Source organism: Oxynema mangrovii CENA135, from assembly GCF_016632315.1.
GTDB classification, from domain to species: Bacteria; Cyanobacteriota; Cyanobacteriia; order Cyanobacteriales; family Laspinemataceae; genus Oxynema; species Oxynema aestuarii.
The window spans coordinates 1,193,033-1,217,169 of record NZ_JAEOXH010000001.1 but is presented as its reverse complement, the minus strand read 5'-3'; the positions used below and the strand labels follow the sequence as shown (position 1 = coordinate 1,217,169).

Genomic DNA, 24,137 nt, shown 5'->3' with positions numbered 1-24,137 from the left:
TGATTCTCCGGAAACTTATTTGAAATCAGGGGCAAATTTTCTAGGTATAAATCTGGACATATAAAATCTTTCCGGTAGAATCAGAACCAAATTGAAAGCTGTACAAGTACCCATTCCCTTTGGAGGATAGACCTATTACTGCCTCTGTTGGTTCGCTCAACGGTCAAGCCATGCCAGAAGCAGAAACATCCGTTCTGCAAATTACTGGCCGCTCTTCTTTAAACGGTCACGTCCGCATTAGTGGGGCTAAAAATGCCGCCTTAGTAGTCATGGCAGGTGCGCTGCTGTGTCCGGAACATTGCCGCTTGCGCAATGTCCCGTCCCTGGCGGATGTCGATCGCATGATTCAGATCCTGCGGATCTTCGGTCTCAAGATCGATCGTCACGACGATATTTTAGAAATCGACACCACCAAAATCGCCACGAATCAGGCTCCTTACGAACTGGTCAGCCAGTTGCGGGCGAGCTTCTTCGCCATCGGCCCGTTGTTGGCACGCTTGGGAGAAGCCCACGTCCCCTTACCGGGGGGATGCGCGATCGGAGCTAGACCCGTAGACCTGCACGTGCGCGGCTTGCAAGCCCTCGGCGCCCACGTCCAAATCGATCGCGGCATGGTTCGCGCTTACATTCCCGGAGCCAAACGCCGCCTGCAAGGCGCCAAAATCTATCTTGATTATCCCAGTGTCGGGGCCACCGAAACCCTGATGATGGCGGCGACCCTCGCCGAAGGAGAAACCGTCCTTAAAAACGCCGCCCAAGAGCCGGAAGTCGTGGACTTGGCCAATTTCTGCAATGCGATGGGCGCCGAAATTACGGGAGCCGGGACGAACACGATCGTCATTCAAGGTAAACCGGAACTGCACTCGGTCGATTACAGCATTATCCCCGATCGCATCGAAGCCGGAACCTTTTTGGTCGCCGGAGCCATTACCTATTCAGAACTGTTACTCTCTCCGGTGGTTCCCGAACACCTGACGGCGGCGATCGCCAAATTAGAGCAAATCGGCTCTCAAGTCATCGTCGAAGCCCCGGATTGCGTGCGGGTCGTTCCCGGCGAGGTGATTCGCAAAACCGATATCGAAACCTTGCCCTATCCCGGATTTCCCACGGACATGCAAGCGCAATTTATGACCTTGCTGACCTTGGCGAACGGCGATAGCACCATTTGCGAGACCGTCTTTGAAAATCGTCTGCGTCACGTCGCCGAACTCAAGCGCATGGGTGCCGATATTCGCGTCAAAGGCAATCAAGCCGTCGTGCGTGGCGTGCCTTACCTCTCCGGCGCCCCGGTGGTGGCCACCGACTTGCGCGCCTCGGCGGCGTTAGTGCTGGCGGGACTGGCGGCGGAAGGAACCACGACGATTCAAGGCTTGCACCACCTCGATCGCGGTTACGAAAACCTCGACCTCAAACTGCAAAAAGTCGGCGCTCGCATTCGTCGCCTGCGCGTCAGCGAAGACTCGTTACTGCCCGAAGCCAAAACCCCGTCATCCGCTCTAAAATAACGGAGTAAGGAGCGAGGGCGGCGATCGCCCAACCTCGCCCCAGACAGAATCCACCGTTGTCACGCATTAAACTGGCATGGCTTTTTCTAGACTTCCCCTGATCGGCCTCAAAGCAAATGACTTCCGTCATCCCTTAGATCGCGAGGCCACCGAAGCCCTCAAACAGTTGCCCGGACTCGATTTAATCGTGCGGCAATTACTCGGCTCGGTGGGGGAACAATTCTTTTACCTGGATAACATCGCCTCCAGCGTTTTGGTCGGCGATCGCCAGTTACCCGAGTTGTACCAATTATTAGTAGAAGCCTGCCAAGTTTTAGACCTCGAACTGCCGCAAATGTACGTGCGCCAACATCCGATCCCCAATGCGTACACCTTCGCCATGCGCGGCAAACAGCCCTTTTTGGTTCTGCATACCTCGTTGATCGAGCTGCTCGAACCTGCCGAAATCCAAGCCGTCATCGCACACGAGTTGGGCCATCTCAAATGCGAACACGGGGTTTACTTAACCCTGGCCAATTTAATCGTCCTGGCGGCGGGACAGCTTTCTCCTTGGGGCGCCATTCTCGCCCAAGGATTGCAAAGTCAAATTTTAGAATGGCTCCGATGTGCCGAGTTTACCTGCGATCGCGCGGCTTTGCTCGCCACCCAAAATCCCCGGGTCGTCAGCTCCGTGCTGATGAAATTGGCAGGCGGTTCCCCCAGCTTGTCCCCCCAACTTAACTTGGACGCCTTTCTCGATCAGGCTCGGGCTTACGATAAAAGTAGCAACACCGATCTCGGGATTTTATTGAAAGAAGCCCAAACCGGACAACTCACCCATCCCTTACCCGTTCTGCGCGCCCGCGAAATCGATCGCTGGTCGAGCAGCAAAGATTACGAATCTCTATTGCAAAAAAAAGGAAAAATGGGTTATGATGGTGAAACTGAAGCCACGGGCGAGTGGCGGAATTGGTAGACGCACCACACTCAAAATGTGGCGACTCCGGTCTTGCGAGTTCGAGTCTCGCCTCGCCCATGTTTCTCCATCCATTAGACCGAGAGGCCCCGTGCAATGGCTCGACAGCTCAAAAGCTGGGAGTCTCCGCGTCGCAAAGGCCGGAACTCCAAAGGGAAAGGCGGCAGCGCCCGAGCGCGCCAACTGAAGAAGCAACAGCAAATGCTTCGCAAGCAGCTCAAAAATGACGGAAAACAACCCGATAAAAAGAAGAGAACCGGAGTTCTCTTCTTTTTTTATTGGTTTTTTGAGGGGATCTCGACTCCTTCCCACGTTCGGGGGAGGCGGGAAAAGGAAGCCGTCGTCGGAACGACTCCCTCGCTTCGCCTTAAATATCGAGATCGGTCAGATTCAATTTCGATCCGTAGGTTTCGATGAATTCGCGACGGGGCGCCACGCGATCGCCCATCAACACCGTAAAGATGCGATCGGCTTCCGCCGCGTCTTCGATCTCCACTTGTTTGAGCAGGCGCGTGTCCGGATTCATCGTGGTTTCCCACAACTGAACGGGCATCATTTCCCCCAGCCCTTTAAACCGTTGAATGGTGTAATTGGCATTTCCGGGAAACTCGTTCTGAATTAAATTGGTCAGTTCGCGATCGCTGTAGCAATAATAATGGCTGCGTCCGCGCTCGACTTTATACAATGGCGGGCAGGCGATGTAAATGTATCCCTGCTCGATTAACGCTCGTTGGTAGCGGTAGAAGAACGTCAGCAGCAAGGTGCGAATGTGCGCCCCATCCACGTCGGCGTCAGTCATGATCACGATCCGGTGATAGCGCAGTTGCGCCGAGTCGAACTCCTCCCCTTTGACCCCCAAACCGAGGGCGGTAATCAAGGCTTGAATCTCGTTATTTTTGTAAATCTTGGCGTCGTCCGTCTTTTCGATATTGAGGATTTTACCGCGTAGGGGCAGAATTGCCTGGAAGCGGCGATCGCGCCCTTGTTTGGCACTGCCGCCCGCACTATCCCCTTCTACAATAAAGATCTCCGATTCTGACGGATCTTTCGTACTGCAATCGGCCAATTTCCCCGGAAGCGGCGACGATTCGAGCACCGACTTGCGCCGCACCAATTCCCGAGCTCGCCGGGCCGCTTCCGCCGCGTTAAACGCTTGAATCGCTTTGTCTAAAATCGCGTCGGCGACTTGGGGATGAAAATCGAAATATTCGACGAGGGCTTCTCCCACGAGGGAATCGACGATCCCGCGTACTTCCGTATTGCCTAACTTGGTTTTGGTTTGCCCTTCAAATTCCGGGTCGGGGACTTTCACGGAAATAATTCCGGTCAAGCCTTCGCGGACGTGTTCGCCGCCGAGGTTGGAATCGCCCTCTTTGAGTTTGTTGCGCTTGCGCGCGATCGAATTCATCGTCCGGGTGAGGACGGCTTTCAAGCCTTCGAGGTGGGTTCCCCCGTCGATGGTACGGATGTTATTGGCAAATCCTAAAAGGTTGTCGCTGTAAGCGTCGGTACACCACTGCAAGGCGACTTCTACTTGAACGTTGTTGCGTTCCCCTTCGATATAGATGATTTCTTCGTGCAGTTCTTGCTTGTCGGAGTTGATATAGCTGATATATTCGCGAATGCCACCTTCGTAGCAGTAGCTTTCGACCCGGGGTTCTTCCCGTTTGATGAGATCGAGGCGTTTGTCGCTAAAGGTAATCTTGACTCCGGCGTTGAGATAGGCGAGTTCTCTCAGACGCGAGGCGATCGTGCTGTAATCGAACTCCGTTCCCGTGGTAAAAATAAGGGTATCGGGCAGAAAGCACACCGAGGTTCCCGTTTGGTTCGTTTTGATGGGCGTGACTTGTAAGTCCGCAACGGCTTTGCCGCGTTCGTAGCGTTGAACGTGGACTTTTTTCTCCCGCCAGACGGTGACTTCGACCCATTCGGAGAGGGCGTTGACCACGGAAACGCCGACGCCGTGCAAGCCGCCGGAAACTTTATAACCGCCGCCGCCGAATTTGCCCCCGGCGTGGAGGACGGTCATCACGGTTTCGAGGGCTGATTTTCCGGTTTTCGAGTGAACGTCGGTGGGAATCCCCCGTCCGTCGTCGGTGACGGTCACGGACCCGTCGGGGTTGAGGTCAATTTCAATATGGGTACAGTGTCCAGCCAGCGCCTCGTCGATGGCATTGTCCACGACCTCGTAAACGAGGTGATGGAGTCCTCTCGGCCCGGTTGAGCCGATGTACATCCCCGGTCGCTTGCGTACCGCTTCGAGTCCTTCGAGAACTTGAATTTGCTCGGCGCCGTAATTGCTGGTCATAGGAAATCGCTCCAATAATGGGATTTAAGCCCCTTAAAGCATTAGAATACAAAAACTGTCAAAATTTTAGCACAAAACCGTTAGAGGCGACGAGAGCGCTATTTCACGAACATTTTTTAGGGGGGATGCACTGGATGAAGCTAGAAAGGCGAGGGCAAAAATTGAGGGGAAGGGCGATCGCTACCCAGAAATGCGAATGCCGGGTTTAGTGATTATCTGCGGGCCGACGGCATCGGGTAAATCGACATTGGCGTTGGAGATCGCCCGACGGCTCGATACGGGGATCCTCAGCGCCGATTCGCGCCAAGTTTATCGCGAATTTGACATCGGCACTGCCAAGCCGACGCCGGAAGAACGGCAAATCGTCCCCCACGAGTTGCTCGACATTTGCGATCCGACGGAAACCCTCACAGTGGCGGAGTACCAACAGCAGGCGAGAGCGGCGATCGCCCGCTACCATCGCAACGGACGGGTGCCGTTGTTGGTCGGGGGTACGGGCTTGTATATTAAGGCGATCGCGCGCGGGATGAAAATTCCTCGGGTGCCTCCCGTTGCCGAATTGCGATCGCAGCTCGCCGCCCTCGGCCAATCCCAATGTTATGCCATTTTGCAACAAGTTGACCCCGTTGCCGCTACAAAAATTCACGCAAACGATGCGGTGCGAACCTTGCGCGCCCTAGAGGTTTATTACGTCACCGGAATTCCCATTTCCGAGCAACAAGGCGAAAATCCGCCGGATTATCCCATTTTACAGATCGGTTTGGATGGCGATCCCGCCACGGGCGATCGCCGCATCGAACGACGAACCCACCAGATGATCGACGCCGGAGCGATCGCCGAAGTCGAAGCCCTCTGTCAAAAATACGGCCCCGATTTACCCCTCCTCGATACCCTCGGCTATGGGGAAATCAAACAGTATCTTTACCAAGATCCCCCGGTCACTCTTGACGAGACGATCGCTGCGATCGTCCTCCATACCCGCCAATTTGCCAAGCGCCAGCGCACCTGGTTTCGCCGCATCCGCGAAATCGAATGGTTTGACCTCGAAACCCCCGATTTAGTCGAAAAAGTCTGGCACCGCGTCGATCGATTTGTCCAACCTTTATAGACCGAACGGTTAAAGAGTTTTCCCTCGATTTTTGGCGATCGCGGCAACAATTTATGCTAAATTAACATACAATTTCGCAATTTTTAAAATGCTCGCCGTTTCGAGCGATCGCTTTACGCACTCATCGAGTTAGCTGATGGATTACCAAAAATTTATTACCCAGCTTCCGACATTATACGAAGACTGGGGAACCGATACGGTCAAACCCAAGTCCCCTCGCTTCGATCGCGTCCTCGAACAAGTCGAAAGCATGACCACCACCACGGTCATGCAACTGCTCAATTTTGCCGTCGAATGTATGGAGGAAGGGGAATATTATTGCGAAATCGGTACCTATCAAGGTTCGACCTTGATCGGCGCCCTCCTCGATCGCGACGACCGCCCAGCGTATGCCGTCGATAACTTTTCCGAACTAGACGACCCCGGGGAAACTCTCGACCTCTTACAGCAAAACTTAAACCAATTTAATTTAAAAGACCGCGTTATTTTTCAAAACCAAGATTTTGAAGAATTTTTATTAGAACTGCCTCAAGAAATTAACGGTCGCATCGGCGTTTACTTCTACGATTGCGCTTACGATTATCGCTCCCAATTAGTCGGCTTACTGTTGATTAAATCGATTTTGGCCGATCGCGCCTTAATCGTTCTCAATAACTCCAATTGGAAAACCGTACAACAAGCACAAAAAGACTTTGTCGCCGCCCATCCCCAATGTCAAGTGCTATTAGAATTATCCGCATCGGGTGCGGCTTATCCTAGCTTCGGCAACGGCATTTTAATTCTCAGTTGGGATGCGTCGAGAAGCGATCGCCCGTCTAGCGCCAAAGCCCGCCAGCAAATGACTCCCGCAGCCCTTCGGTCTCTTTATCCCCTCGACGAACTCGCCCGTCACCAAGGGGATTTACAACGGCTGTATCAAGAGGCGATTCGCTGCCAGCAACAACAAGATTTAGACCTCGCTCAAGTTAAATATCGAGAATATCTTTTATGGCATCCGGAAGCGGTGGATGCCTGGTTAAATCTGGCGGAAGTCGCCCGTCAAAAAGGTGATAATTTGGAGGCGATCGCCGCTTTATTAAAAGCCTTAGAACAACAAGGAACCCGCAGCAGCATTCACGATCGCCTCGGACAACTTTTAGAACAACTCGATCGCCTTCCTCGGGCGATCGCCGCCTATCGAAAAGCGATCGAACTCGATGCAAATGCCCTGGAAACTTACGATCGCCTCGGTCAACTTCTGAAAAAAATGGGGGATCTTGAAGGAGCTGAAAAATGCTACCGACAGGCGATCGCCACCCATCCCAAAACGGCTGAAATTTATCTCTATTTCGGTCAATTTTTAACTCAAACCGATCGAATTGAAGAAGCTATCTCTATCTATAAACAAGCCGTCCGACTGGCACCGCACAAACGCGAGTGTCTCGAAAAATTAGAATCGGCGATCGCCCGACGAGAAAGCCGTCAAAATTCTTAACTCGATCCCCTATTCCTATTCTTGACTCCTCCCAACTAGCGCCCTATTTCCTACCTTTATTAACCTATGCTCGCCCAAGATCGAAAACCCCAACGCGATTGGCAACCTATTATCAAAGCATTCGAGAAGATCGTCGGAAAAGATGGCGTCGTCCGGCGCAAAGAAGAACTGCTAACCTACGAATGCGACGGCTTGACCAGTTATCGCCAACGTCCCGCCATTGTCGTTTTACCGCGCACCACCGAACAAGTCGCCGAAGCCGTAAAAATCTGCGATCGTCATGACGTTCCCTGGGTCGCCCGAGGTGCGGGAACGGGCTTATCTGGCGGCGCCCTTCCTATCGAAAACTGCGTTTTAATCGTCACCGCTTTAATGCGGAAAGTCTTAAAAGTAGACCTCGAAAATCAACTCGTCGTCGTTCAACCCGGCGTTATTAATAACTGGGTCACTCAAACCGTAAGTGGGGCTGGATTTTACTACGCCCCCGACCCTTCCAGTCAAATTATCTGCTCGATTGGCGGCAATGTTGCCGAAAATTCCGGCGGCGTTCATTGCCTCAAATATGGCGTCACTACCAATCACGTTTTAGGTTTAAAATTAGTTTTGCCCGACGGTTCCATTGTCGATGTCGGCGGCGAAATTCCCGAGATGCCCGGTTACGATCTTACGGGGTTATTTGTCGGTTCTGAAGGGACGTTAGGCATCGCCACAGAAATCACCCTGCGCATTCTCAAAGCCCCGGAAGCCGTTTGTGTTTTACTCGCCGATTTTACCCGAATTGAAGATGCGGGGGCGGCAGTTTCTGCGATTACCGGGGCGGGTATCGTTCCGGCGGGGATGGAAATGATGGACAATCTCAGTATTAACGCCGTTGAAGATGTCGTAGGGACGGGGTGTTATCCCCGAGATGCAACGGCAATTTTATTAATTGAAATCGACGGATTGCAAGCGGAAGTCGAAGCCAATCAAGCCCGAGTTGTAGAAATTTGTAAAGCCAATGGCGCGCGCCATGTCACCGCCGAGATCGAAGCGGAAAAACGGCTGAAATTGTGGAAAGGACGGAAAGCTGCATTTGCGGCGGCGGGACATCTCAGCCCGGATTATTACGTCCAAGATGGGGTAATTCCGCGCACGCAATTGGCATTTATTCTGAAAGAGATTGAAGATCTCAGCCAAAAATACGGCTATCGGGTGGCGAATGTTTTTCATGCCGGGGATGGCAATTTACACCCGTTAGTTTTATACGATAATGCGGTGCCGGGGGCATTGGAAGAAGTAGAAGAGTTGGCGGGAGAAATTCTTAAGTTATGCGTCAAAGTTGGGGGTAGTTTGACGGGAGAACACGGGATCGGGGCAGATAAGAAATGTTATATGAGTGAGATGTTTTCCGAGAAGGATTTGGAAACGATGCAGTGGATTCGCGAGGTGTTTAATCCGAAAGGGTTGGCGAATCCCGAGAAGTTGTTCCCGACGCCGCGCACTTGTGGGGAAGCGGCGAATGCGTTTAAAACGAAGCAGTTTGAAGGGGCGGAGTTGTTTTAGGTTGAAGTCAGTTAAAGATCGCGTTGCGTTGGTTTGACGCTTAATTTAGGTCGCGGTTTGGACGATCGCCTTCCCGAATGGGATAAGTCTAATTCGAGCAAGCGTTCGGGAAGGATGAGGGGAAATTTATTGTTCCAGTTAGAGACAATATGAAAGTAATTGCGGGCATCTTCTAAGCAGTATTCGTACATGGTTTCGAGGATGTTATCGCGATCGCGGCTTTGAGAAAAGACTTTGTTGCAATTGAGACGGAAATAAAGGCCGTCGATTTCTTTGGCGATCGGAATCTCCAAGCAACTAAATAAGTTATTTAAGCCGCGATTCAGTCCTTCTTTACGCTTGTTTTCGAGGTCAAAAACGGAGATTTTATCGATTTTTGGCTTAATTTTGAAGTGTTTGAGCCGTTTTTGGAGGACGTAAATATCGCTGTGGACGATATTAAATCCGACAAAGATCTTTTTGTGCAAGACGGACAGATCGCGCATCAGGAATTGAATGAGTTCTTTTTCTTCCTGACGGGATTCTAAGAGGTGAATTTTAATGTGTTGTTGTTTGTTGGATTTGAGCAAGCGCGTCAGGGTGTAGCCGAAAATGCGTTGCACGGATTTCCCGCGATCGCGATCGGGCCAAAATTCGAGATCGAGAAAGACTAAATCGTAAATGGAACCTTTATAAAAATTATTGATAAATTGGCGATCGATCCAGAGTTCTTTCTTAAACATGGACGGGTGCAGTTGAAGAATAGATCGGGACTAGAGACGGACTGGGGGGTGCGATCGCCTAGATCGCGATCGCCGAGCTTGGTTAAAATTTTACCCAACATCACTCGCTTGGGGTCGTTCTTTTTCCCACGAACATCAATGGGTTTGGGGTAGGTTCAGTCATGGAATATGTCGATGGTTTGGCGCTGAAAGCCAGTTGGGAAGGTTCGATCGCCGCGTTTGGAGTAGATCGGGCGTTGGGGAAAAAAGTTTTATTCGAGTTAGTCAGCGCTTACTGTAGCGCGGGACGCTTTTACCATACGTTGGCGCACTTACAACGGGTCTTGAATGCGATTGACCGATTGCGATCGCTCGCCCGCGATCTGGACGCGATCCAACTGGCGGCGTGGTTTCACGATGCGGTTTACGATCCCACGGCGACGGATAACGAGCGCCAAAGTGCACAGTATGCGCGCCGCGTCCTCGGACAGTTGCAGATTCCGACGGGGACGGTGGAACGGGTCGTCCGGATGATTCTGAGTACGGAAAAGCATCAGGGAACCGATCTCGACATCGACACCCAAATTCTGCTCGATGCGGATCTGTCGGTTTTAGGGGTGGAACCGTCGGAATACGAGATTTATCTCCAGGGAATTCGGCGGGAGTATTCCTGGTTGTCCGATCGCGCCTATGTTGAGGGGCGCCTCAAGATCCTCCGGCAGTTGTTAGAGCGCGATCGCATCTACCTGACCGAACCGATGTTTTGCCAGTTCGAGGCGATCGCCCGCCAAAATATCGCGCGCGAAGTGCGGACTCTCTCGGCGCGATCGCCGTCCCTTAGCTGAGGGCGTTGGCGGGGGTTCGCAAAAAGTTGATTAATTCTCGATTCACCAAATGCGGGACTTCTTGCTGGATCCAATGTCCGCAATGGGGAACGAATTTGAGCGTGAACGGCGCCTTAATCAGGCGGTCGAGTCCTTCGGTGAGGCGGTTGCTTAAAAACGAATCTTCTTCACCCCACAACACCAAGGTGGGAACGGTGACCGGATCCGGCGATCGCCCCCACTGACTCAGCCAATTCTGAGGAGCCATCAACTGACGATAGTAGGCGATCGCCGCCGATAAAACCCCCGGCTTTTCGAGCGCTTCTTGGTAAATTCGCGTTAACTCCGCCGTAAAGGCCCCTTTCCGAATCGCCTGTTCCTGAAAAACTTTCTTGACGAAATCCTTTAAATTTTGGTGGATCAACCACTCCGGAATCCCGGGAACTTGAAACGCAAACACGTACCAACTGCGGCGCAGTTGGTCTACATTTCCTGCCATTTCGTGCAACCAACGGTGCGGGTGCGGGGCGTTGAGAATCGCCAGTCGGTCGAGACAAGACGGAAATTTTTCCGCCAGGTGCCAGGCGATCGCCCCGCCCCAGTCATGTCCGACTACGTGCGCTTTGGCGTACCCCAAACTGGCGATCAAACCGCGAATATCGGCGCTGAGGGTATCGAGATCGTAGCCGCTCTGGGGTTTATCCGAATCGTTGTAGCCCCGCAAATCCGGCACGACGACTTTAAAATAACGAGACAACGGTGGAATTTGGTAGCGCCAGGAATACCAAAATTCTGGAAACCCGTGCAGTAAAATCACGAGGTCTCCTTCACCTTGGGTCACGCAGTGTAGACGGATGCGGTTCGTTTCAATATACTGGTGTTGCCAGTGATTCTCTACTAAGTCACTCATGGATCGTGCGCTTTTCAAGGCTCTGGAAGTGGATCGAACGAGCCGAAATCGAAGCCGCAGGGTTCGGGTAAAATTGCCTGCTTTTACATGAAAAAATCGGACGACGAAGATGCCGAACTCCAGCAATTTTCTGCGGTTGGAGGAGCTTTACCCTTCACCCTCGACCGGACGAGTTGCCCGTCGGCGGGTCGATGGCCTCTGTTTTAAGCGTAGCACTTTCCGAGCGCCCGACTCGAACTGAGCGGCGTTTTCATCCTCGGTAACGGTATGGCTCCCCGATTCCCGAGGCGATCGCTACAGTCGCACCAACGGATTTACCCTTTCACGCACGGTTCCACGGCGATCTCGTTCGGCTCCGACTCCGGCTTGACTTGGTACTTGACCAAATTTGCCAATTCTTGCAATTGGCCGATTGCTTCGGCCCCTTCCAATTTCATCAGTTCGCGATCGTCGCGCATCTCGGTCCACGTGATTCCGTAATCTGACACCAAAAACCGGATCAGATGATTTTCTCCCAGACTCACCATGAAAGAGGCGCTGTTCATTTGTCCGCCACAGGTATAGCAGGATGCTAAGTAACCCCGTCGCTCCAGCACGATCGCCAGAGCTTGCAAATTCATAACTAGATCCCGGACGAATTGACGGTGTTGTTCGGCGAGTCTTATAAACACAATTGTCCTCCAATCACCACACCACATTTTAGCTCTTTTTAAGATTTTCTTAACAATTTGCCAATTGTGGTGTAACTCTTTATCAGTTAGAATGCCCATTCCCGTTCGCAAAATTGCTCGGGCTAGCTCAGCCCTCAACTTAACCCGACCTTCACCTCGAGCAAAGTATCAGGAACGACACTCAGTTGCTTTCACCCTTTTAGATTCACCCGCAAACCACGGGGTTCCGGAGGATCGAACCGAGATGGGGACTGCGGCGTCAAACCCTCACTAGAGAAACCTTCAGCCCCTATTCTCCGTACCTTGAGTGCGCTCCTTTCCCCGCAATTGATTGGAAATACTTATCGGATCGATTGCAAATTTGTCTCAGTTGAGTGGACTTGAGCGGGGGCGATCGACCTCTATCTGAGTTCTCGCGATCGCCCTCAAGTCACTCGGCTCGACGGAGACACGCCGACTAATTCACTTGCCACAATCCGAAGACCGGACCGATAAAGCGAACCGTCAGCCAGAGAACGACCAACAAGATAATTCCACCCCACGCCCCGCGCGTCGTCCACGTGACAAACTGACGGGATTGACTTTTCGTAATTGGCAACCAAGGCAGAATGTAAGGTTCTTGACCGTATCGTTCTCCCAGGGCTTCTTTGCGACGTTTGGCCTCACCCATAATTGAATGCAATTCGCTCTCGTTACCCATTGATAATAGCGCCTGCATTTGCCGCCTTGGCGCGATCGTTAACAAAACTACAGTTATGGGGGTGGGGAGTCGTGGCGGTAACGCGAGGGCTCCTCCTCCCTAAAGAATCGATCGTTCGGGGTTGAACCAGGTCGCATCTAAATAGTCAATGCGAGCTAACGGACCGAGGGCCTCTAAGACTTGACGACCGTAGGTCCGATGGATGGTGCGGCTGTCGAGGAGGGCGACAACGCCCTGACGTTCGCGCACCGGGGCGATCGCCCGTTGCAGGGTATTGAGGGCCGACGGTAACAAATATTGACGGAACCAATCGAGACGGCGACTTTTGTAATAAGCGACCCGACCCGCCACCCGGGGGTTTTCTAAAGACGGCAGGGGCAAGGTGGCGATCGCCAATAACATGGGCGGGGGTAGACTGCCTTGATGTTCCAACCAGAACTCCCAACCCGTGACTAAAATTCCATGCGGTTCGGAAGTGATTTTCTCGACTTGCAGCCGAGAACCGAATTCTGCGGCCAAAATCGAGCCTAACTTGCCTTTAAAGGGAATATCTTCGACTAAAATAGCCGTGAACCCGGCTCCGGCAGCACTCATGCATAAGATCGTGCGAATTTCGGCGATCGCGGCGGCCTGATATTCCGGAGTATTCGGCATCGGCAAGCCTTCCGGTAAATAGAGGCGGATCGAGTCGGCGTGGCGATCGCGCGAGAACTTGACACAGGTCATATCTCCCAGGCCCAATTGCTCCCGATAGACCGTCGCCTCGCGATCGAGATCCAACGCCCCACCCACTAACACTAACGGCTGTTGCGACCAAAGCGGCCCGAGCAAAGGGCCCAGCTCGATCGGCGTGCATTCTAGTTGAAATTGACCCGCACCGCGATCCACCGACGCCCACAGCAAGCGATCTGCGCGGTTCAACTCCTGCCAAAAGCGTTCCCACTGGTGGGGTAAAGCGTCGTTGGCGCCCGCGATCCCGGTGCCGTTAGCGAGGGGATCCGAGGGGTAATTGCGAGGGGAGGCGATCGCCTCCCGGGTGGCGCCACTCTTGCCCAAGATCCCGTAAAGTTGTTCGAGCAGGTGGCGTTCTTCGCCTTCGAGCAAACAGCATTGATACGGATTGGGCGGATGTTGGAAGATCGCCCGAGTCATGCGAACCCGAGCATCGCGAATCGCGGCAGCGCGATCGGGTCGGGCCAACATCAATTGGTGCCAATCCTCTGCATTGAGACTGACCCGGAGATAGTCGCGCGCCCACCGTTCGAGATCGTCGGCGCCATCGATAATCGTCGGAATCCCTTTGGGGATGCGGGGGTAACCCGCGAGGGCGTTGTCCAACCAGGTTTGGGGCGAGACGATCAGCACCCCGTCAAAGTCCTCTCCCGGCCAGCGATCGCCCGTTCGGATCGCCTTGCGATTTTGAATCCACTGTTGGAGCTGGGGAATTTCGACCAATAACAAACGCTGCTGAACCGCGACCGGGGCCACGACGATCGCCGGACCGGACCAAATCAAGACCGGAGTGAGGTAGCTGAGGTGGTGGCGTCCGTAACTGCCAACCGTCGGGATACCCGTCTGAATCAACGACGAGCGCCCCAGGCGCAACGCCCGGGCCACCAGTCTGGCCATCGTCAAATGATGGGGCCAATACGGTTCTCCTTGCGATCGCAAGAAAGCGCGCAGTTGTTGGTGGACTTCTACTTCAATCACGGATGCAACAAATGACCTACACGAATGAGGACTGACGGATCGAGGCCACCCTATCCCGGAGGTGAGTTCCCCACAGAGAACGACAGCACGGCGATCGCGCCCGCTCGCCGGGTCGCTAGAGGTGAGTGGCTATGAGGCTACTCCTATGCATTTTAAAAGAGAAACCGCTTATCCCTTTCCGATAGAGTCGAGGCTCGGCGATCGCCCCTCACGGTTGCAGATAGTAAAATCCCTCGATAAATTCGACCAATTCTTCCACCGACGGCAACGAAAATTTAGTAGCTTTCATATTGGTTCCGGTACTGGTCGGCTTGAGCGAACCGGAAGACGGCAAAAAGCGTTTGCCAAAATTGGGATCGTAATAGACTTGCAAACTTTGATCGTTAGAATTATTGAGAGCCATCTGAGTCGGCGCCTCAAAAAACTGTTGCGTTTCCTCACTGGTATCTGTCATTGCCGACAGATTGATTTCATTAACTTTATGAATAGTTTGACTGAGCGCCGTACTCAATTGTTTGATTTGTCGCAACGCATCCATACTATGGCTGTTAATGGCATAAGCTTGCAGCATTTTCATCAAAGTAATGATGTTTTTTTGCGTTGCCACTGCATTTTTAAACGGTAAAATCGCCAAATACGCCGTGGGAAAAATCTGCTCGTCGTTGTCAATACGAAAGGTGAGTTCGGTACGGCGATAACCCACATCAATACTCGGAGGCAAGTTCAATAAATTGCCTTCTTTGGAGATTTGGTAATAGCTGGAAGCGAGGGCAAAATTTGCTTGTTGGTTGAGGGGGGCATCGATAACGATGCGAACCGTCGGGAGAGTTTGGTTGAAAAACTTTTTCGCTTCATCGGGAGTGAGGCGATAAATTTGACTGCGATCGCCGTGTTGACTTAAATCGACCCACTCGCAGGTGATCCCTTCCGTTTTCAGTCCGTATCGGGAGACACCAAATAGTTTAATTCCCGATAAAGTCGCCCCACTCAAATCCGCTCCCACCCAATCGACACGGATTAAATTGGCTTGGGTTAAATCCGCATGAACTAAACTGGCATTGGCCAAATTCGCGTTACTCAGATCGGCGCCGAGCAAGTTAGAACCGCTCAATTTCGTATCGGTCAAGTCGGCGAGTTGTAAATTCGCCCCGCTCAAATCGGCCCATCTGAGATTGGCGCCACTGAGATTGGCGCCACTGAGGTTGACCCGGCTTAAATTCGCGTGTCGCAGTTCCGTATCGCACAAGTCCGCCCCACTGAGATCGGAGCGCCGCAAATCGGTACCGCTCAAGGTCGCCCGTTCTAAATTGGCGCCCACGAGGGAGCAACCGCGCATATCCGCTTCGCTGAGATTGGCCCCGGAAAGGTTGACTTGTCGGAGTTTGGCTTCTCGCAAGTCAGCCCCACTGAGATTGGCTTCGGTGAGGATCGCACGGCTGAGGTCGGCGCGAATCAGTTCCGAACGAATCAACGCCGCCTGACTGAGTTGGGCGCCACTGAGATTGGCGCGGACTAAGTTAGCGACATTGAGAATGGCGCCGTTTAATTTAGCTCCCGTGAGATTGGCGCCGCTCATGCGGGCGACATTGAGTTTGGCCCCTGTAAAATTGGCGCCACTGAGGTTGGCGCCACTGAGGTTGGCAATGCTCAAACTGGCGCCGGAAAAATCGGCGCCACTGAGGTTGACACCACTAAGATTGATTTCCGTCAAGTTGATCGCCGTAAAATTTTTATCTCCGGCTTCGTATCGTTTGAGGATTTCCTCTGCTTGCATAAGGTTTACCTTTCAGACAGTCTAAGGGGGTATTGTCACGGCTGGGATCGCCCAAAAAGCGTTTCCATAGGAGAATTAAATACCGGGACGGTCAAACTGACAAAGCCGGGAGTGAGAAATAAGAAATCCGGGCTTGGGTTCGGCGACTTCTCGAATCGAGGCAACGATCGCCCCGAGGGGATCGTAGAGGGGATCGGGTTCACGTCGAGCGCCCTGGGAATTGCGACCCGGCGACACCGGATGAGGAAAGATGCAAGCCTTTAATAAAATTGACCATCAGACTGACTGGAGGAAGGGTCAAGTTCGGCATCGAACCGACCGAATCGGGTCCGAAGCCATTATTGGCATAGGAAAAGTCGATCAAGCGCTTGCCGAAGTGAGGGTGATGGTGAATGTTCAAGGGGCGATCGCTGGAATTGGTCAAGATGGTTTGAGTGGGGGCGTGAAAGAACTTTCCTTTTTGTACGATGCGGGCGAAGGTGGGGGAATTTCTAATTTCGCGCACTTTGATTTCGGATTCTTGCAAGAGGCGATCGACTTCGGGCGCCCCGATGGTTTGCACCAGTTGCAAGAGATTTTCCTGGGTCATTTGAGCGTCTTTAAACGGAACGATCGCCACGAAAGCGGTTGCAAATAATTCGGCGTCACTGCCAATTTTAAATTTGAGGGTGGTGCGTCGAGGCCCGACATCGATACTCGGCGGGGCGATCGCTCCGGCATGGCGTTGGGCAATTTGGTGATAGGCTAAAGCGAGCGCCAGGTGGGCGTCCGGGTCGAGAGGCGCGTCGATCTCGATCGCCACCGTCGGCAGGGTTTGGTGGAAAAATTCGTCGGTGGTTTCCGGCGTCAACCGATACACCTGAGTGCGATCGCCTTCGGGACTCAAATCGATCCATTCGCACGTAATCCCCTCGGTCTTCAAGCCAAACCGCGATACCCCGTAGAGCATCGCCCCGGTCAGGGTCGCCCCGGAAATATCCGCTCCCGTCCAATCGGCGTGACTTAAATTGGCTTGCGTCAGGTCCGCATAGACCAAACTCGCATCGAGCAAATTCGCTTGACTCAAATTCGCCCCGCGCAGATTCGCCCCGCTCAACTTCGCCCCACTCAGATCGGCCCCTTTGAGATTGGCACAACTCAAATCCGCCCAGCGCAAATTTGCCCCACTCAGATCGGCCCCCATCAGCTTGCTATGAGACAGATCGACTTGGCGCAATTCCGTATCTCTGAGATTGGCGCCGCTCAAATCGGCGCCGTTGAGATTGGTTTCTCTCAAATTCGCCTGTTCGAGATTGGTCGCCGTCAAGCTGGTTCCCCTCATATCCGCCTCGCTGAGATTGGCGCTGACTAAGTACGCTTGTCTCAATTTGGCTTCGCGGAGATTGGCTCCGTTGAGATTGGCTTGAGTCAGGTTGGCGCCGCTCAGTTCGGCGCGCATTAATTCGGCTCGAATGAGAGCAGCTTGGATCAGTTGAGCGCCGCGCAAATCCGCACGAATCAGATTGGCGACGTTTAAATCGGCTCCGTTGAGATTGGCTCCGCTCAGATGGGCGCTATTGAGTTTGGCAACGTTGAGTTTGGCGTGGGAGAGATTGGCTGCGCTCAGATCGGTACCGCTCAGGTTGGCGATGCTCAGATTGGCGCCACTGAAATTAATGCCACTGAGTTGATGTTGACTCAGGTTAACTTCAGTCAAGTTCAAACCAACAAAGTCTCTGACGCCATCGGCATATTTTTTGATGATTTCTTCCGCTTCCATCGGGGAACCCTGATGTCATGGCGACTTGACCCAGAAACCGCTTGAATTGTTCTCAATATAACTAACAGACGAGCTGGGGGAAAATTGCCGATCGCCGCCCCATGACGGGAGCTCCCCACTCCCCCTTCCGGCTCGGGCGATCGCGACGATCTCTCCACGACAGCAGACCACTGGCGATAGCGAGTTGTCGGGACAGACAAGCGGTACGACAGACGCTCCTCTCGTTGAAACACCCCGTCCATCTTACCCGCACTGAGGCGCAACCGGGTACGACACCCCTGTGGAGCCTCACCCCACTCTTTTTCCGTCGGATCGAAGGAGACACGACAGCCGATGGGGCGTCGCCGCACCTGCGGGTCGTGTCGGACGAAAGCCAAAGGGGCGATCGGGCCGCACCAGAGTGGGTACTACCATGCTAGCGCCTGATTCCTCGCCCGCGATAAAATCCGCCGACGGCCCGCTCTCTCCCGCACGACCGCCCCCGGATGCGGTTCTCTTGTGCCGAGGCGATCGTTATAATGAGATCCGGATCGGACCGCTCCGTGTCTCCAGAAGATCGACAAACACCGAGATTGAATGAAGATAGGCATTATCGGATTGGGGTTGATTGGCGGCTCCCTCGCCTTGGATTTGCGCGATCGCGGTCACGAGACGATCGGCGTGTCCCGCCGTCCGCAAACTTGCCAAACGGCTTTGGATCGCGGCGTCGTCGATGTCGCCGGGGTCGAGCTGTCCCTGCTCGCCGAGACCCACGTCATTTTCGTTTGCACCCCGATCGCCGCGATCGCCCCCACGGTCAGCCGTCTGGTTCCTCACCTCGCGCCGGAAACCGCGATCACCGACGTCGGTTCCGTCAAAGTCTCCGTAGTCGAAGCCGTCGCCCCCCTGTGGCCGAACTTCGTCCCGGCGCACCCGATGGCGGGCACCGCCGAAAGTGGCATCGAAGCGGCCCAACGGCATTTATTCGCCGGATGTCCTTACGCGATCGCCCCCCTACCGACCACGCCGACTTTTGCCGTGGAACGGGTCGAAACCCTCGTCGCCTCCTTGGGCGCCCGGATCTATCGCTGCACCCCCCAAACCCACGATCGCGCCGTCGCCTGGATTTCCCACCTGCCCGTCATCGTCAGCGCCAGTGCGATCGATGCCTGTCTCGACGAACCGGATCCCGACGTGTTACAACTCGCCCGGGCGCTCGCCAGTAGTGGCTTTCGCGATACCACCCGCGTCGGTGGCGGCAATCCCGAACTCGGGGTGATGATGGCCCGCTACAACCGCGACAGTTTGCTGCGATCGCTGCACGCTTACCGTCAAACCCTCGATCGCGCGATCGCCGCGATCGAAAGCGAAGATTGGCCCGCCTTAGAAACCCAACTCCAGCGCACCCATCGCCAACGCCCCCAGTTTCTCAATCCCTCCGCCGCCATTTCTCCCTCGGACGCGAGCGATCCGCCTTACAATTAAGCTAAATTCGCCCAAATCGATCCGTCCGAGCCTTCTCGCTCTCTAACGCGATCCCCTCAAACTCCGATGTCTCTATCGGTTATCCGCAATTGTTAGTCCAGCGACCGAACCCTTGAGTTCGTCCTTCCGACTCCCCCTATTGTCGCCGCCGATCGCCCGCGATCGTTGCGGTCTAAATTCCTTGAATTTCATCACCCCCGCCCAATATGAGCCGATTTTTAAGCTAGACTGTCAAATAAAAAGATCGAGGCTCGTATTTCAGGTGGACGATATTAACAAGTCACGGCGACGAATGGACGATCTCGAATTCCCTGAAGTCAATCCGAAATTCTCGGAAAACTCGCGTTAAACCATACAGAGTTCGGTTTTGCCCGCACTCTCCCTGTTGAAAAAAACGGCACAACGCATTTGAAAAAGTTACCTGCTCAGGAGAAGCCACCCATGCTACACCGCAAGATTTATCAACTCTGTTGCGACGGTCGTGAGGTCAGTATTTTCTTGCGGGATCAGCAACGTTGGATTGATTGCGCCCGGATCCTGGATATCGAAGGAGACTTGGTGACCGTCCGGTACGAAACGGACGAAGAAGACGAAATTTGCTCTTGGGAGGAAATGGTTCGTCTCGAAAGTATCGGCGCCATTACTCAAAAACTCGCATCGGTTCCTCGGGGAAATGTCGAACCTCTAATTTCCGACGACTGTCCGGAAGCGGAACAACTGCCCAAATCCTCTCCCGACTCCGATCGCGACTAATTCCGACCTGCACCCCCTTATCCCCTCCCCTCGGATCTCCCTGCGAGTTCCGGGGGGAGTTTTAGATCGGCGCGCCGCGCGATCGCCTCCCTATTCCGGCGTCGGTTCTCCGTCTTCCCACACTTCTCCCTCGCTGGGTAACGCTTCAAACGCCGGACAGTAGCCGTCCGGGGTGACCTTGAACCCGTATAGAGGCGACCCCCGATTCCAGCAACGACGACCGCGATAGTAACGACAGGTCCCGCAACAGTCGATCGCCGGGTCGAACCGCGCCGCGCTCCTTTGTGAGAGAACTTCCCGTTGGGACAACCCGCGAATGACTAACTCGTCCCCTTGCCAGCGCGCCTCGATCAAGCCCGTATCGGCAAAATTTTGCCAGCGCGAATCGCGGGCGATCGCCTCCGGAAAGGTCATGGCAATTTCGCCGGGATGTTCGGTCAGCTCCCCCTCGTAAACCTCCGGTTCTTCACTCGGCTGCACCAAAATTTCCCCGATCGGCAATTCCACGACGGTTCCGGCGTGGGGGGTATGCAAGTGGTAGCGGTTGCGTAATTCGTCTAAATTACTCAGGTCGGCGAGATAATTCGGCGCGCCGCGAACTAACAGCACGTGTTGGGGATGGAGATTGTGAATCAGTTGGGTGGTTCCGTTAACGTCGCAGCGATCGGTGAGTAAATAGGTTTCGACTTCGACGCGGACGGGAAGGCGATCGAGCACGGCCCGCTCCAGTTCCGGGTGCGGTTGACCGGGATGTTCGGGCAGCAACACCAGCCACGGTCCGGTGTCGGGGGCACAATATTGCTGCCAGTCGATCGCGAGATCGCACAAGACGATCGACGGGGATTTTCCCAGTTCGCCGCGTTCTTCGGGAACGACCCGGCGCACGCGCGGACGCACGCGATCGTCCCAAAATAAGGCTTGATGGCGGGCGAAATTCTGCACGGAACTCGGCAATTGCGGCAAGAGGGCTAAATAGGCATCGCACCCGTCGGCGACGCTGCCATCGACCCAAATATCTAGATCGCGCCCGGTAAAGTGATGGTGCGATCGCAGTAACATCAATAATTCCTGTCCCAATCCTAATGGGGGAGTGGGCATCAAAACCCGTTTCTGCTCGGCGATCGCCCGATTAATCCGTTCGGCGAGTTCGTTTTCGAGGGCCCGTCGGTGGGGAAAGCGCGCGGTTCCGTAACTGGCTTCGACGATCGCCACGTCCGGATCCAAACCGCGCAACTGTTCTAAGGGTAAGCCTTCCACTAAACGAGAATTGGATAAGAAAAAATCTCCCGTATGCAAGACTTTATACGCGCGCCCGGTGTCGGGATCGAGGTAGGTCAACAAGATCGCCGCCGCACCGGGCAAATGTCCGGCCCGAAACAGTTGTACGGTCAGTCCGTCGCGAAATTCTACCGGGGTTTGCCAGGGTAATGCCTGACAAAAGCGCGTCTGTTCTCGTTCGACTTCGGGCCAGTTGAGATGGACTAATTCCGTGGTGACTTCGCTGGCGTAAATGGGCAATTTGGGAAAGGCTCGATGCAAGTAGAGCAAGCCTCGGGCGCGATCGGCGTGGGCGTTGGCAACTAAGACGAAATCGACGGGTTGCCTTCGCCTCGTCTCCCCTACGGGTGCGGTTCGATCCGGCGGGAATAATTCTCTCAAGGCTGAGGGGTCGGGTAAGCCGCAGTCTAGCAGGATGCGATACGGTCCCATTTGCATCCCCACACAGACTCCTTCATCTGCATGACCGACGCTGTAGGCTAAACACTCAAGCTGCATTGCTCTAATACGGGCTGAAATTGTAGGATTGAAGTGCGAGTCGAAAACCTCAAGAACGCCCGATGGGGATGCCACCGCTTCGCACTTGTCGTTCCCCAGGCGCAGTGATTTCGTGAACGATCGCCTGTCGCGTTTTAGACTGGCTCGAACGGACTCGCGCACGATGACGGGAAAAACGCGAGTCAGGGAGCGTCAAAGCGATCTAGATTTGATGCTACCAAGTTAGGCGAACCTTCTGACCCGCCGGGTTCTCAATTTCACTAAAAATTCCTCCGATCTTTGGGGTCGCCGCCGTCGAAATGTCGCGCAAATCGGGGCGATCGCCGGGGTTGGCTTCACGAAAATAATTCATCGGGTCTCGTCGGGGTTCCTCTCCCGAGGCGGGCGAACGGCGAGTTCAACTTTAAACTTCAACTAGACCGGAAAATTTAGTTTAGGAGTCGCGCCTCATGAGTGTTTTAGAATTTCAACGCTTTTTCGAGTGTTGTGTGGGGAGTTGGAGTAGCGAACGTACCTATCATTTTTTACAGCGATCGCAGGTGGAGCGATCGCATACGCAATTCCGGGTCGAACCGATTTCGTCCGTTCAAAAAAATAAGGTGTTGCAAGATAATCGACGACCTCCTCACCCTCAAGTTGACCGCTTGCAGGGGTACCATCTCCAGTTCGATACAGTTTCGGAAACCGGGGAGCAGGTTTCGCAGCAGCTTAATTTACTGTTCGTTCCGACGAGGGAAGAGCGCGGGGCGATCGAGGGCGATTATTTGCGCGATCGCGCCTACGAGGAGGCTAAACCGATGGTCGCCCACTTTCGCTTTAATGCTTTTACCCGCGAATTGCTGATGACTACTCACTACACCCGCGTGGTTTCGGTGGATTCGATTACTTTAGTCAATCCGAGTTTGCGTCTGCGTCAGATCGTCAACTACCAACGCCCCCCAGAGGGTCAGCCTCTCGAACAGGTTCTGCTCGTCGGTTTTGGTGTGGAACAAAAAACGGACTGACTCTCGATTGAAGAGTCTCGATTGAAGGGTTAACCCCTATTTGCTTTGTCCCAGGATGCACAAATTCCCCCCCTGGGGCATTTTTTGTAACAAATGTTCATTGTTTTCATAAAGTTTACGTAAATTTACATTGAGATATATTGCGTTACATTTTTGGTCTCGTGGCGCCCGCAAAATCACCCTCAAAGCCGCATTTTTGTTACAAAAGCTACGAAAGTTAAATTAAAGTTAAAACATTAAGGTATGAGTTTTTTTATTAATTTTAATTACAAAAATGGGGGTACGGCGATCGGTTTCGGGCAAACAACCTTAGAATTGAGCCTATTTGCCTGCGATCCCCGCCCATAATCGCAACATCTCTTAATAAAAAAATCGCAAATCTCAGGGTATAAAGGCTGAAGATTCACATGAAACCACCGACAGCCCGGTAACGCAAATATTGAGTCGTGTTAACGCACCTCTCATAAACTGGAGGTTATCGTTCTCATCAATCTGACAGCGAGCGATCGCGTCAGAGGAGAAAGCGGGGCGATCGCCCCGGGAGAATCGACGAATCGCCGGGTTGTTCGGATATCGCTAGGCCCACCTGTGGGGTCGAGCTTCAAAAAAAACTGTAGTTAGGAGTATTAACAAACATGCTTGACGCTTTTTCTAAAGTCGTAAACCAAGCGGACAAACGTTGGGCTTACCTGAGCGAAGATGAAATCAACGGCTTGCAAGCGATGGTTGCCGACAGCAACAAGCGCTTAGATGTCGTCAACCGCCTCACCTGCAACGCTTCCTCGATCGTCTCTAACGCCTACCGCGCCTTAGTCGCCGAACAACCGCAAGTCTTCGGCGCGGGCGGACAGTGCGACCACCATCGCAACCACGCCGCTTGCATTCGCGACATGGGTTTCATCCTGCGTTACGTGACCTACGCGATGCTCGCCGGAGATGCTAGCGTCCTCGACGATCGCTGTCTCAACGGTCTGCGCGAAACCTACCAAGCGTTAGGCACTCCCGGCGGTACGGTCGCCTCCGGTATCCAAAAAATGAAAGACGCGGCGATCGGAATCGCCAACGATCCCAACGGCATCAGCAAAGGGGATTGCAGCTCCTTAATTTCCGAATTAGCCGGATACTTCGATCGCGCTGCTAGCGCCGTCGAATAAAAGTCGGTTCGGGAGTCTGCCGGAGATCGCCTCGCGCGCATCTTT

The 24,137-nt window shown here is 53.7% G+C and carries 20 protein-coding genes and 1 tRNA gene; 11 read left to right on the top strand and 10 right to left on the bottom strand.

The genetic code is table 11. The annotated features are described in order from the left end of the window. Positions 1-170: 170 nt before the first annotated feature. The 3 genes from murA to JJD41_RS04720 all read left to right on the top strand — a co-directional run bounded on the left by murA (position 171) and on the right by JJD41_RS04720 (position 2,520). Positions 171-1,505 (top strand): UDP-N-acetylglucosamine 1-carboxyvinyltransferase, encoded by a 1,335-nt coding sequence (gene murA, locus JJD41_RS04730; protein WP_200667077.1) that lies wholly within the window; start codon positions 171-173, stop codon positions 1,503-1,505. Positions 1,506-1,581: 76 nt separating this feature from the next. Continuing rightward, on the top strand, positions 1,582-2,460 hold the full coding sequence (locus JJD41_RS04725) for a M48 family metallopeptidase (protein ID WP_200664933.1): 879 nt from the start codon (positions 1,582-1,584) through the stop codon (positions 2,458-2,460). Further along, positions 2,439-2,520 (top strand) — tRNA-Leu (locus JJD41_RS04720). The genes JJD41_RS04725 and JJD41_RS04720 overlap by 22 nt, the downstream gene beginning before the upstream one ends. Positions 2,521-2,827: 307 nt before the next feature. On the opposite strand, the gene gyrB is transcribed toward JJD41_RS04720, so the two are convergent. Continuing rightward, on the bottom strand, positions 2,828-4,768 hold the full coding sequence (gyrB, locus tag JJD41_RS04715) for a DNA topoisomerase (ATP-hydrolyzing) subunit B (protein WP_200664932.1): 1,941 nt from the start codon (positions 4,766-4,768) through the stop codon (positions 2,828-2,830). A gap of 196 nt (positions 4,769-4,964) precedes the next feature. On the opposite strand from gyrB, the gene miaA reads away from it, so the two are divergent. The 3 genes from miaA to glcD all read left to right on the top strand — a co-directional run bounded on the left by miaA (position 4,965) and on the right by glcD (position 8,892). Next, positions 4,965-5,876, top strand: coding sequence for a tRNA (adenosine(37)-N6)-dimethylallyltransferase MiaA (gene miaA / locus JJD41_RS04710; protein WP_200664931.1), 912 nt, complete (start codon positions 4,965-4,967; stop codon positions 5,874-5,876). A 136-nt stretch (positions 5,877-6,012) separates the two neighbouring features. Beyond that, positions 6,013-7,350 (top strand): class I SAM-dependent methyltransferase, encoded by a 1,338-nt coding sequence (locus JJD41_RS04705; protein WP_200664930.1) that lies wholly within the window; start codon positions 6,013-6,015, stop codon positions 7,348-7,350. Positions 7,351-7,416: 66 nt separating this feature from the next. Beyond that, on the top strand, positions 7,417-8,892 hold the full coding sequence (gene glcD / locus JJD41_RS04700) for a glycolate oxidase subunit GlcD (RefSeq protein ID WP_200664929.1): 1,476 nt from the start codon (positions 7,417-7,419) through the stop codon (positions 8,890-8,892). Between the two features lie 11 nt (positions 8,893-8,903). On the opposite strand, the gene JJD41_RS04695 is transcribed toward glcD, so the two are convergent. Next, entirely contained in the window at positions 8,904-9,614 is a 711-nt protein-coding gene (locus JJD41_RS04695; RefSeq protein WP_200664928.1) for a ribonuclease H-like domain-containing protein, read from the bottom strand. A 161-nt stretch (positions 9,615-9,775) separates the two neighbouring features. On the opposite strand from JJD41_RS04695, the gene JJD41_RS04690 reads away from it, so the two are divergent. Continuing rightward, positions 9,776-10,438 (top strand): HD domain-containing protein, encoded by a 663-nt coding sequence (locus JJD41_RS04690; protein ID WP_200664927.1) that lies wholly within the window; start codon positions 9,776-9,778, stop codon positions 10,436-10,438. Here the strand turns inward: JJD41_RS04690 and JJD41_RS04685 are convergent. The 6 genes from JJD41_RS04685 to JJD41_RS04660 form a co-directional block, all read right to left on the bottom strand. Then, positions 10,431-11,327: an alpha/beta fold hydrolase gene (locus JJD41_RS04685; protein ID WP_200664926.1), complete on the bottom strand. Its 897-nt coding sequence runs from the start codon at positions 11,325-11,327 to the stop codon at positions 10,431-10,433. The genes JJD41_RS04690 and JJD41_RS04685 overlap by 8 nt on opposite strands. Before the next feature lie 314 nt (positions 11,328-11,641). Further along, the gene (locus JJD41_RS04680) at positions 11,642-11,998 is read right to left on the bottom strand and encodes a DUF1815 family protein (protein WP_200664925.1); all 357 of its coding nucleotides are present in this window, start codon (positions 11,996-11,998) and stop codon (positions 11,642-11,644) included. A gap of 457 nt (positions 11,999-12,455) precedes the next feature. Further along, positions 12,456-12,668 carry a DUF2839 domain-containing protein gene (locus JJD41_RS04675; RefSeq protein ID WP_168568990.1) on the bottom strand — a complete coding sequence of 71 codons (213 nt, stop codon included), beginning with the start codon at positions 12,666-12,668 and terminating at the stop codon, positions 12,456-12,458. 129 nt (positions 12,669-12,797) lie between these two features. Continuing rightward, positions 12,798-14,408: a helicase C-terminal domain-containing protein gene (locus JJD41_RS04670; protein WP_200664924.1), complete on the bottom strand. Its 1,611-nt coding sequence runs from the start codon at positions 14,406-14,408 to the stop codon at positions 12,798-12,800. A gap of 208 nt (positions 14,409-14,616) precedes the next feature. Further along, positions 14,617-16,182, bottom strand: coding sequence for a pentapeptide repeat-containing protein (locus tag JJD41_RS04665; protein WP_200664923.1), 1,566 nt, complete (start codon positions 16,180-16,182; stop codon positions 14,617-14,619). A gap of 199 nt (positions 16,183-16,381) precedes the next feature. After that, positions 16,382-17,941, bottom strand: coding sequence for a pentapeptide repeat-containing protein (locus JJD41_RS04660; protein ID WP_200664922.1), 1,560 nt, complete (start codon positions 17,939-17,941; stop codon positions 16,382-16,384). Between the two features lie 576 nt (positions 17,942-18,517). Here JJD41_RS04660 and JJD41_RS04655 point away from each other — a divergent pair. Continuing rightward, positions 18,518-19,405 carry a prephenate/arogenate dehydrogenase gene (locus tag JJD41_RS04655; protein WP_200664921.1) on the top strand — a complete coding sequence of 296 codons (888 nt, stop codon included), beginning with the start codon at positions 18,518-18,520 and terminating at the stop codon, positions 19,403-19,405. Between the two features lie 441 nt (positions 19,406-19,846). Beyond that, the gene (locus JJD41_RS04650) at positions 19,847-20,158 is read left to right on the top strand and encodes a DUF6679 family protein (RefSeq protein ID WP_168568985.1); all 312 of its coding nucleotides are present in this window, start codon (positions 19,847-19,849) and stop codon (positions 20,156-20,158) included. Between the two features lie 90 nt (positions 20,159-20,248). Here JJD41_RS04650 and JJD41_RS04645 read toward each other — a convergent pair whose 3' ends face one another. Both JJD41_RS04645 and JJD41_RS04640 read right to left on the bottom strand, forming a co-directional pair. Further along, a complete protein-coding gene (locus tag JJD41_RS04645; RefSeq protein WP_200664920.1) occupies positions 20,249-21,934 on the bottom strand; it encodes an MBL fold metallo-hydrolase in 1,686 nt (561 codons plus the stop codon). Between the two features lie 214 nt (positions 21,935-22,148). Next, the gene (locus JJD41_RS04640; RefSeq protein ID WP_200664919.1) at positions 22,149-22,286 is read right to left on the bottom strand and encodes a hypothetical protein; all 138 of its coding nucleotides are present in this window, start codon (positions 22,284-22,286) and stop codon (positions 22,149-22,151) included. Between the two features lie 97 nt (positions 22,287-22,383). On the opposite strand from JJD41_RS04640, the gene JJD41_RS04635 reads away from it, so the two are divergent. Both JJD41_RS04635 and JJD41_RS04630 read left to right on the top strand, forming a co-directional pair. Then, on the top strand, positions 22,384-22,938 hold the full coding sequence (locus JJD41_RS04635) for a phycobiliprotein lyase (RefSeq protein WP_200664918.1): 555 nt from the start codon (positions 22,384-22,386) through the stop codon (positions 22,936-22,938). A gap of 635 nt (positions 22,939-23,573) precedes the next feature. Further along, positions 23,574-24,092 (top strand): phycocyanin/phycoerythrocyanin subunit beta, encoded by a 519-nt coding sequence (locus JJD41_RS04630; protein WP_168568981.1) that lies wholly within the window; start codon positions 23,574-23,576, stop codon positions 24,090-24,092. The last annotated feature ends 45 nt before the right edge of the window (positions 24,093-24,137 follow it).

Coding starts and splice junctions, on each gene's coding strand:
- JJD41_RS04725 (WP_200664933.1), top strand. CDS start 1,582: ATGGCTTTTTCTAGACTTCCCCTGATCGGCCTCAAAGCAAATGACTTC.
- gyrB (WP_200664932.1), bottom strand. CDS start 4,768: ATGACCAGCAATTACGGCGCCGAGCAAATTCAAGTTCTCGAAGGACTC.
- JJD41_RS04640 (WP_200664919.1), bottom strand. CDS start 22,286: ATGAATTATTTTCGTGAAGCCAACCCCGGCGATCGCCCCGATTTGCGC.
- JJD41_RS04635 (WP_200664918.1), top strand. CDS start 22,384: ATGAGTGTTTTAGAATTTCAACGCTTTTTCGAGTGTTGTGTGGGGAGT.
- JJD41_RS04695 (WP_200664928.1), bottom strand. CDS start 9,614: ATGTTTAAGAAAGAACTCTGGATCGATCGCCAATTTATCAATAATTTT.
- glcD (WP_200664929.1), top strand. CDS start 7,417: ATGCTCGCCCAAGATCGAAAACCCCAACGCGATTGGCAACCTATTATC.
- JJD41_RS04690 (WP_200664927.1), top strand. CDS start 9,776: ATGGAATATGTCGATGGTTTGGCGCTGAAAGCCAGTTGGGAAGGTTCG.
- murA (WP_200667077.1), top strand. CDS start 171: ATGCCAGAAGCAGAAACATCCGTTCTGCAAATTACTGGCCGCTCTTCT.
- JJD41_RS04645 (WP_200664920.1), bottom strand. CDS start 21,934: ATGCAGCTTGAGTGTTTAGCCTACAGCGTCGGTCATGCAGATGAAGGA.
- JJD41_RS04665 (WP_200664923.1), bottom strand. CDS start 16,182: ATGCAAGCAGAGGAAATCCTCAAACGATACGAAGCCGGAGATAAAAAT.
- JJD41_RS04650 (WP_168568985.1), top strand. CDS start 19,847: ATGCTACACCGCAAGATTTATCAACTCTGTTGCGACGGTCGTGAGGTC.
- JJD41_RS04705 (WP_200664930.1), top strand. CDS start 6,013: ATGGATTACCAAAAATTTATTACCCAGCTTCCGACATTATACGAAGAC.
- JJD41_RS04630 (WP_168568981.1), top strand. CDS start 23,574: ATGCTTGACGCTTTTTCTAAAGTCGTAAACCAAGCGGACAAACGTTGG.
- JJD41_RS04655 (WP_200664921.1), top strand. CDS start 18,518: ATGAAGATAGGCATTATCGGATTGGGGTTGATTGGCGGCTCCCTCGCC.
- JJD41_RS04675 (WP_168568990.1), bottom strand. CDS start 12,668: ATGGGTGAGGCCAAACGTCGCAAAGAAGCCCTGGGAGAACGATACGGT.
- miaA (WP_200664931.1), top strand. CDS start 4,965: ATGCCGGGTTTAGTGATTATCTGCGGGCCGACGGCATCGGGTAAATCG.
- JJD41_RS04685 (WP_200664926.1), bottom strand. CDS start 11,327: ATGAGTGACTTAGTAGAGAATCACTGGCAACACCAGTATATTGAAACG.
- JJD41_RS04660 (WP_200664922.1), bottom strand. CDS start 17,941: ATGGAAGCGGAAGAAATCATCAAAAAATATGCCGATGGCGTCAGAGAC.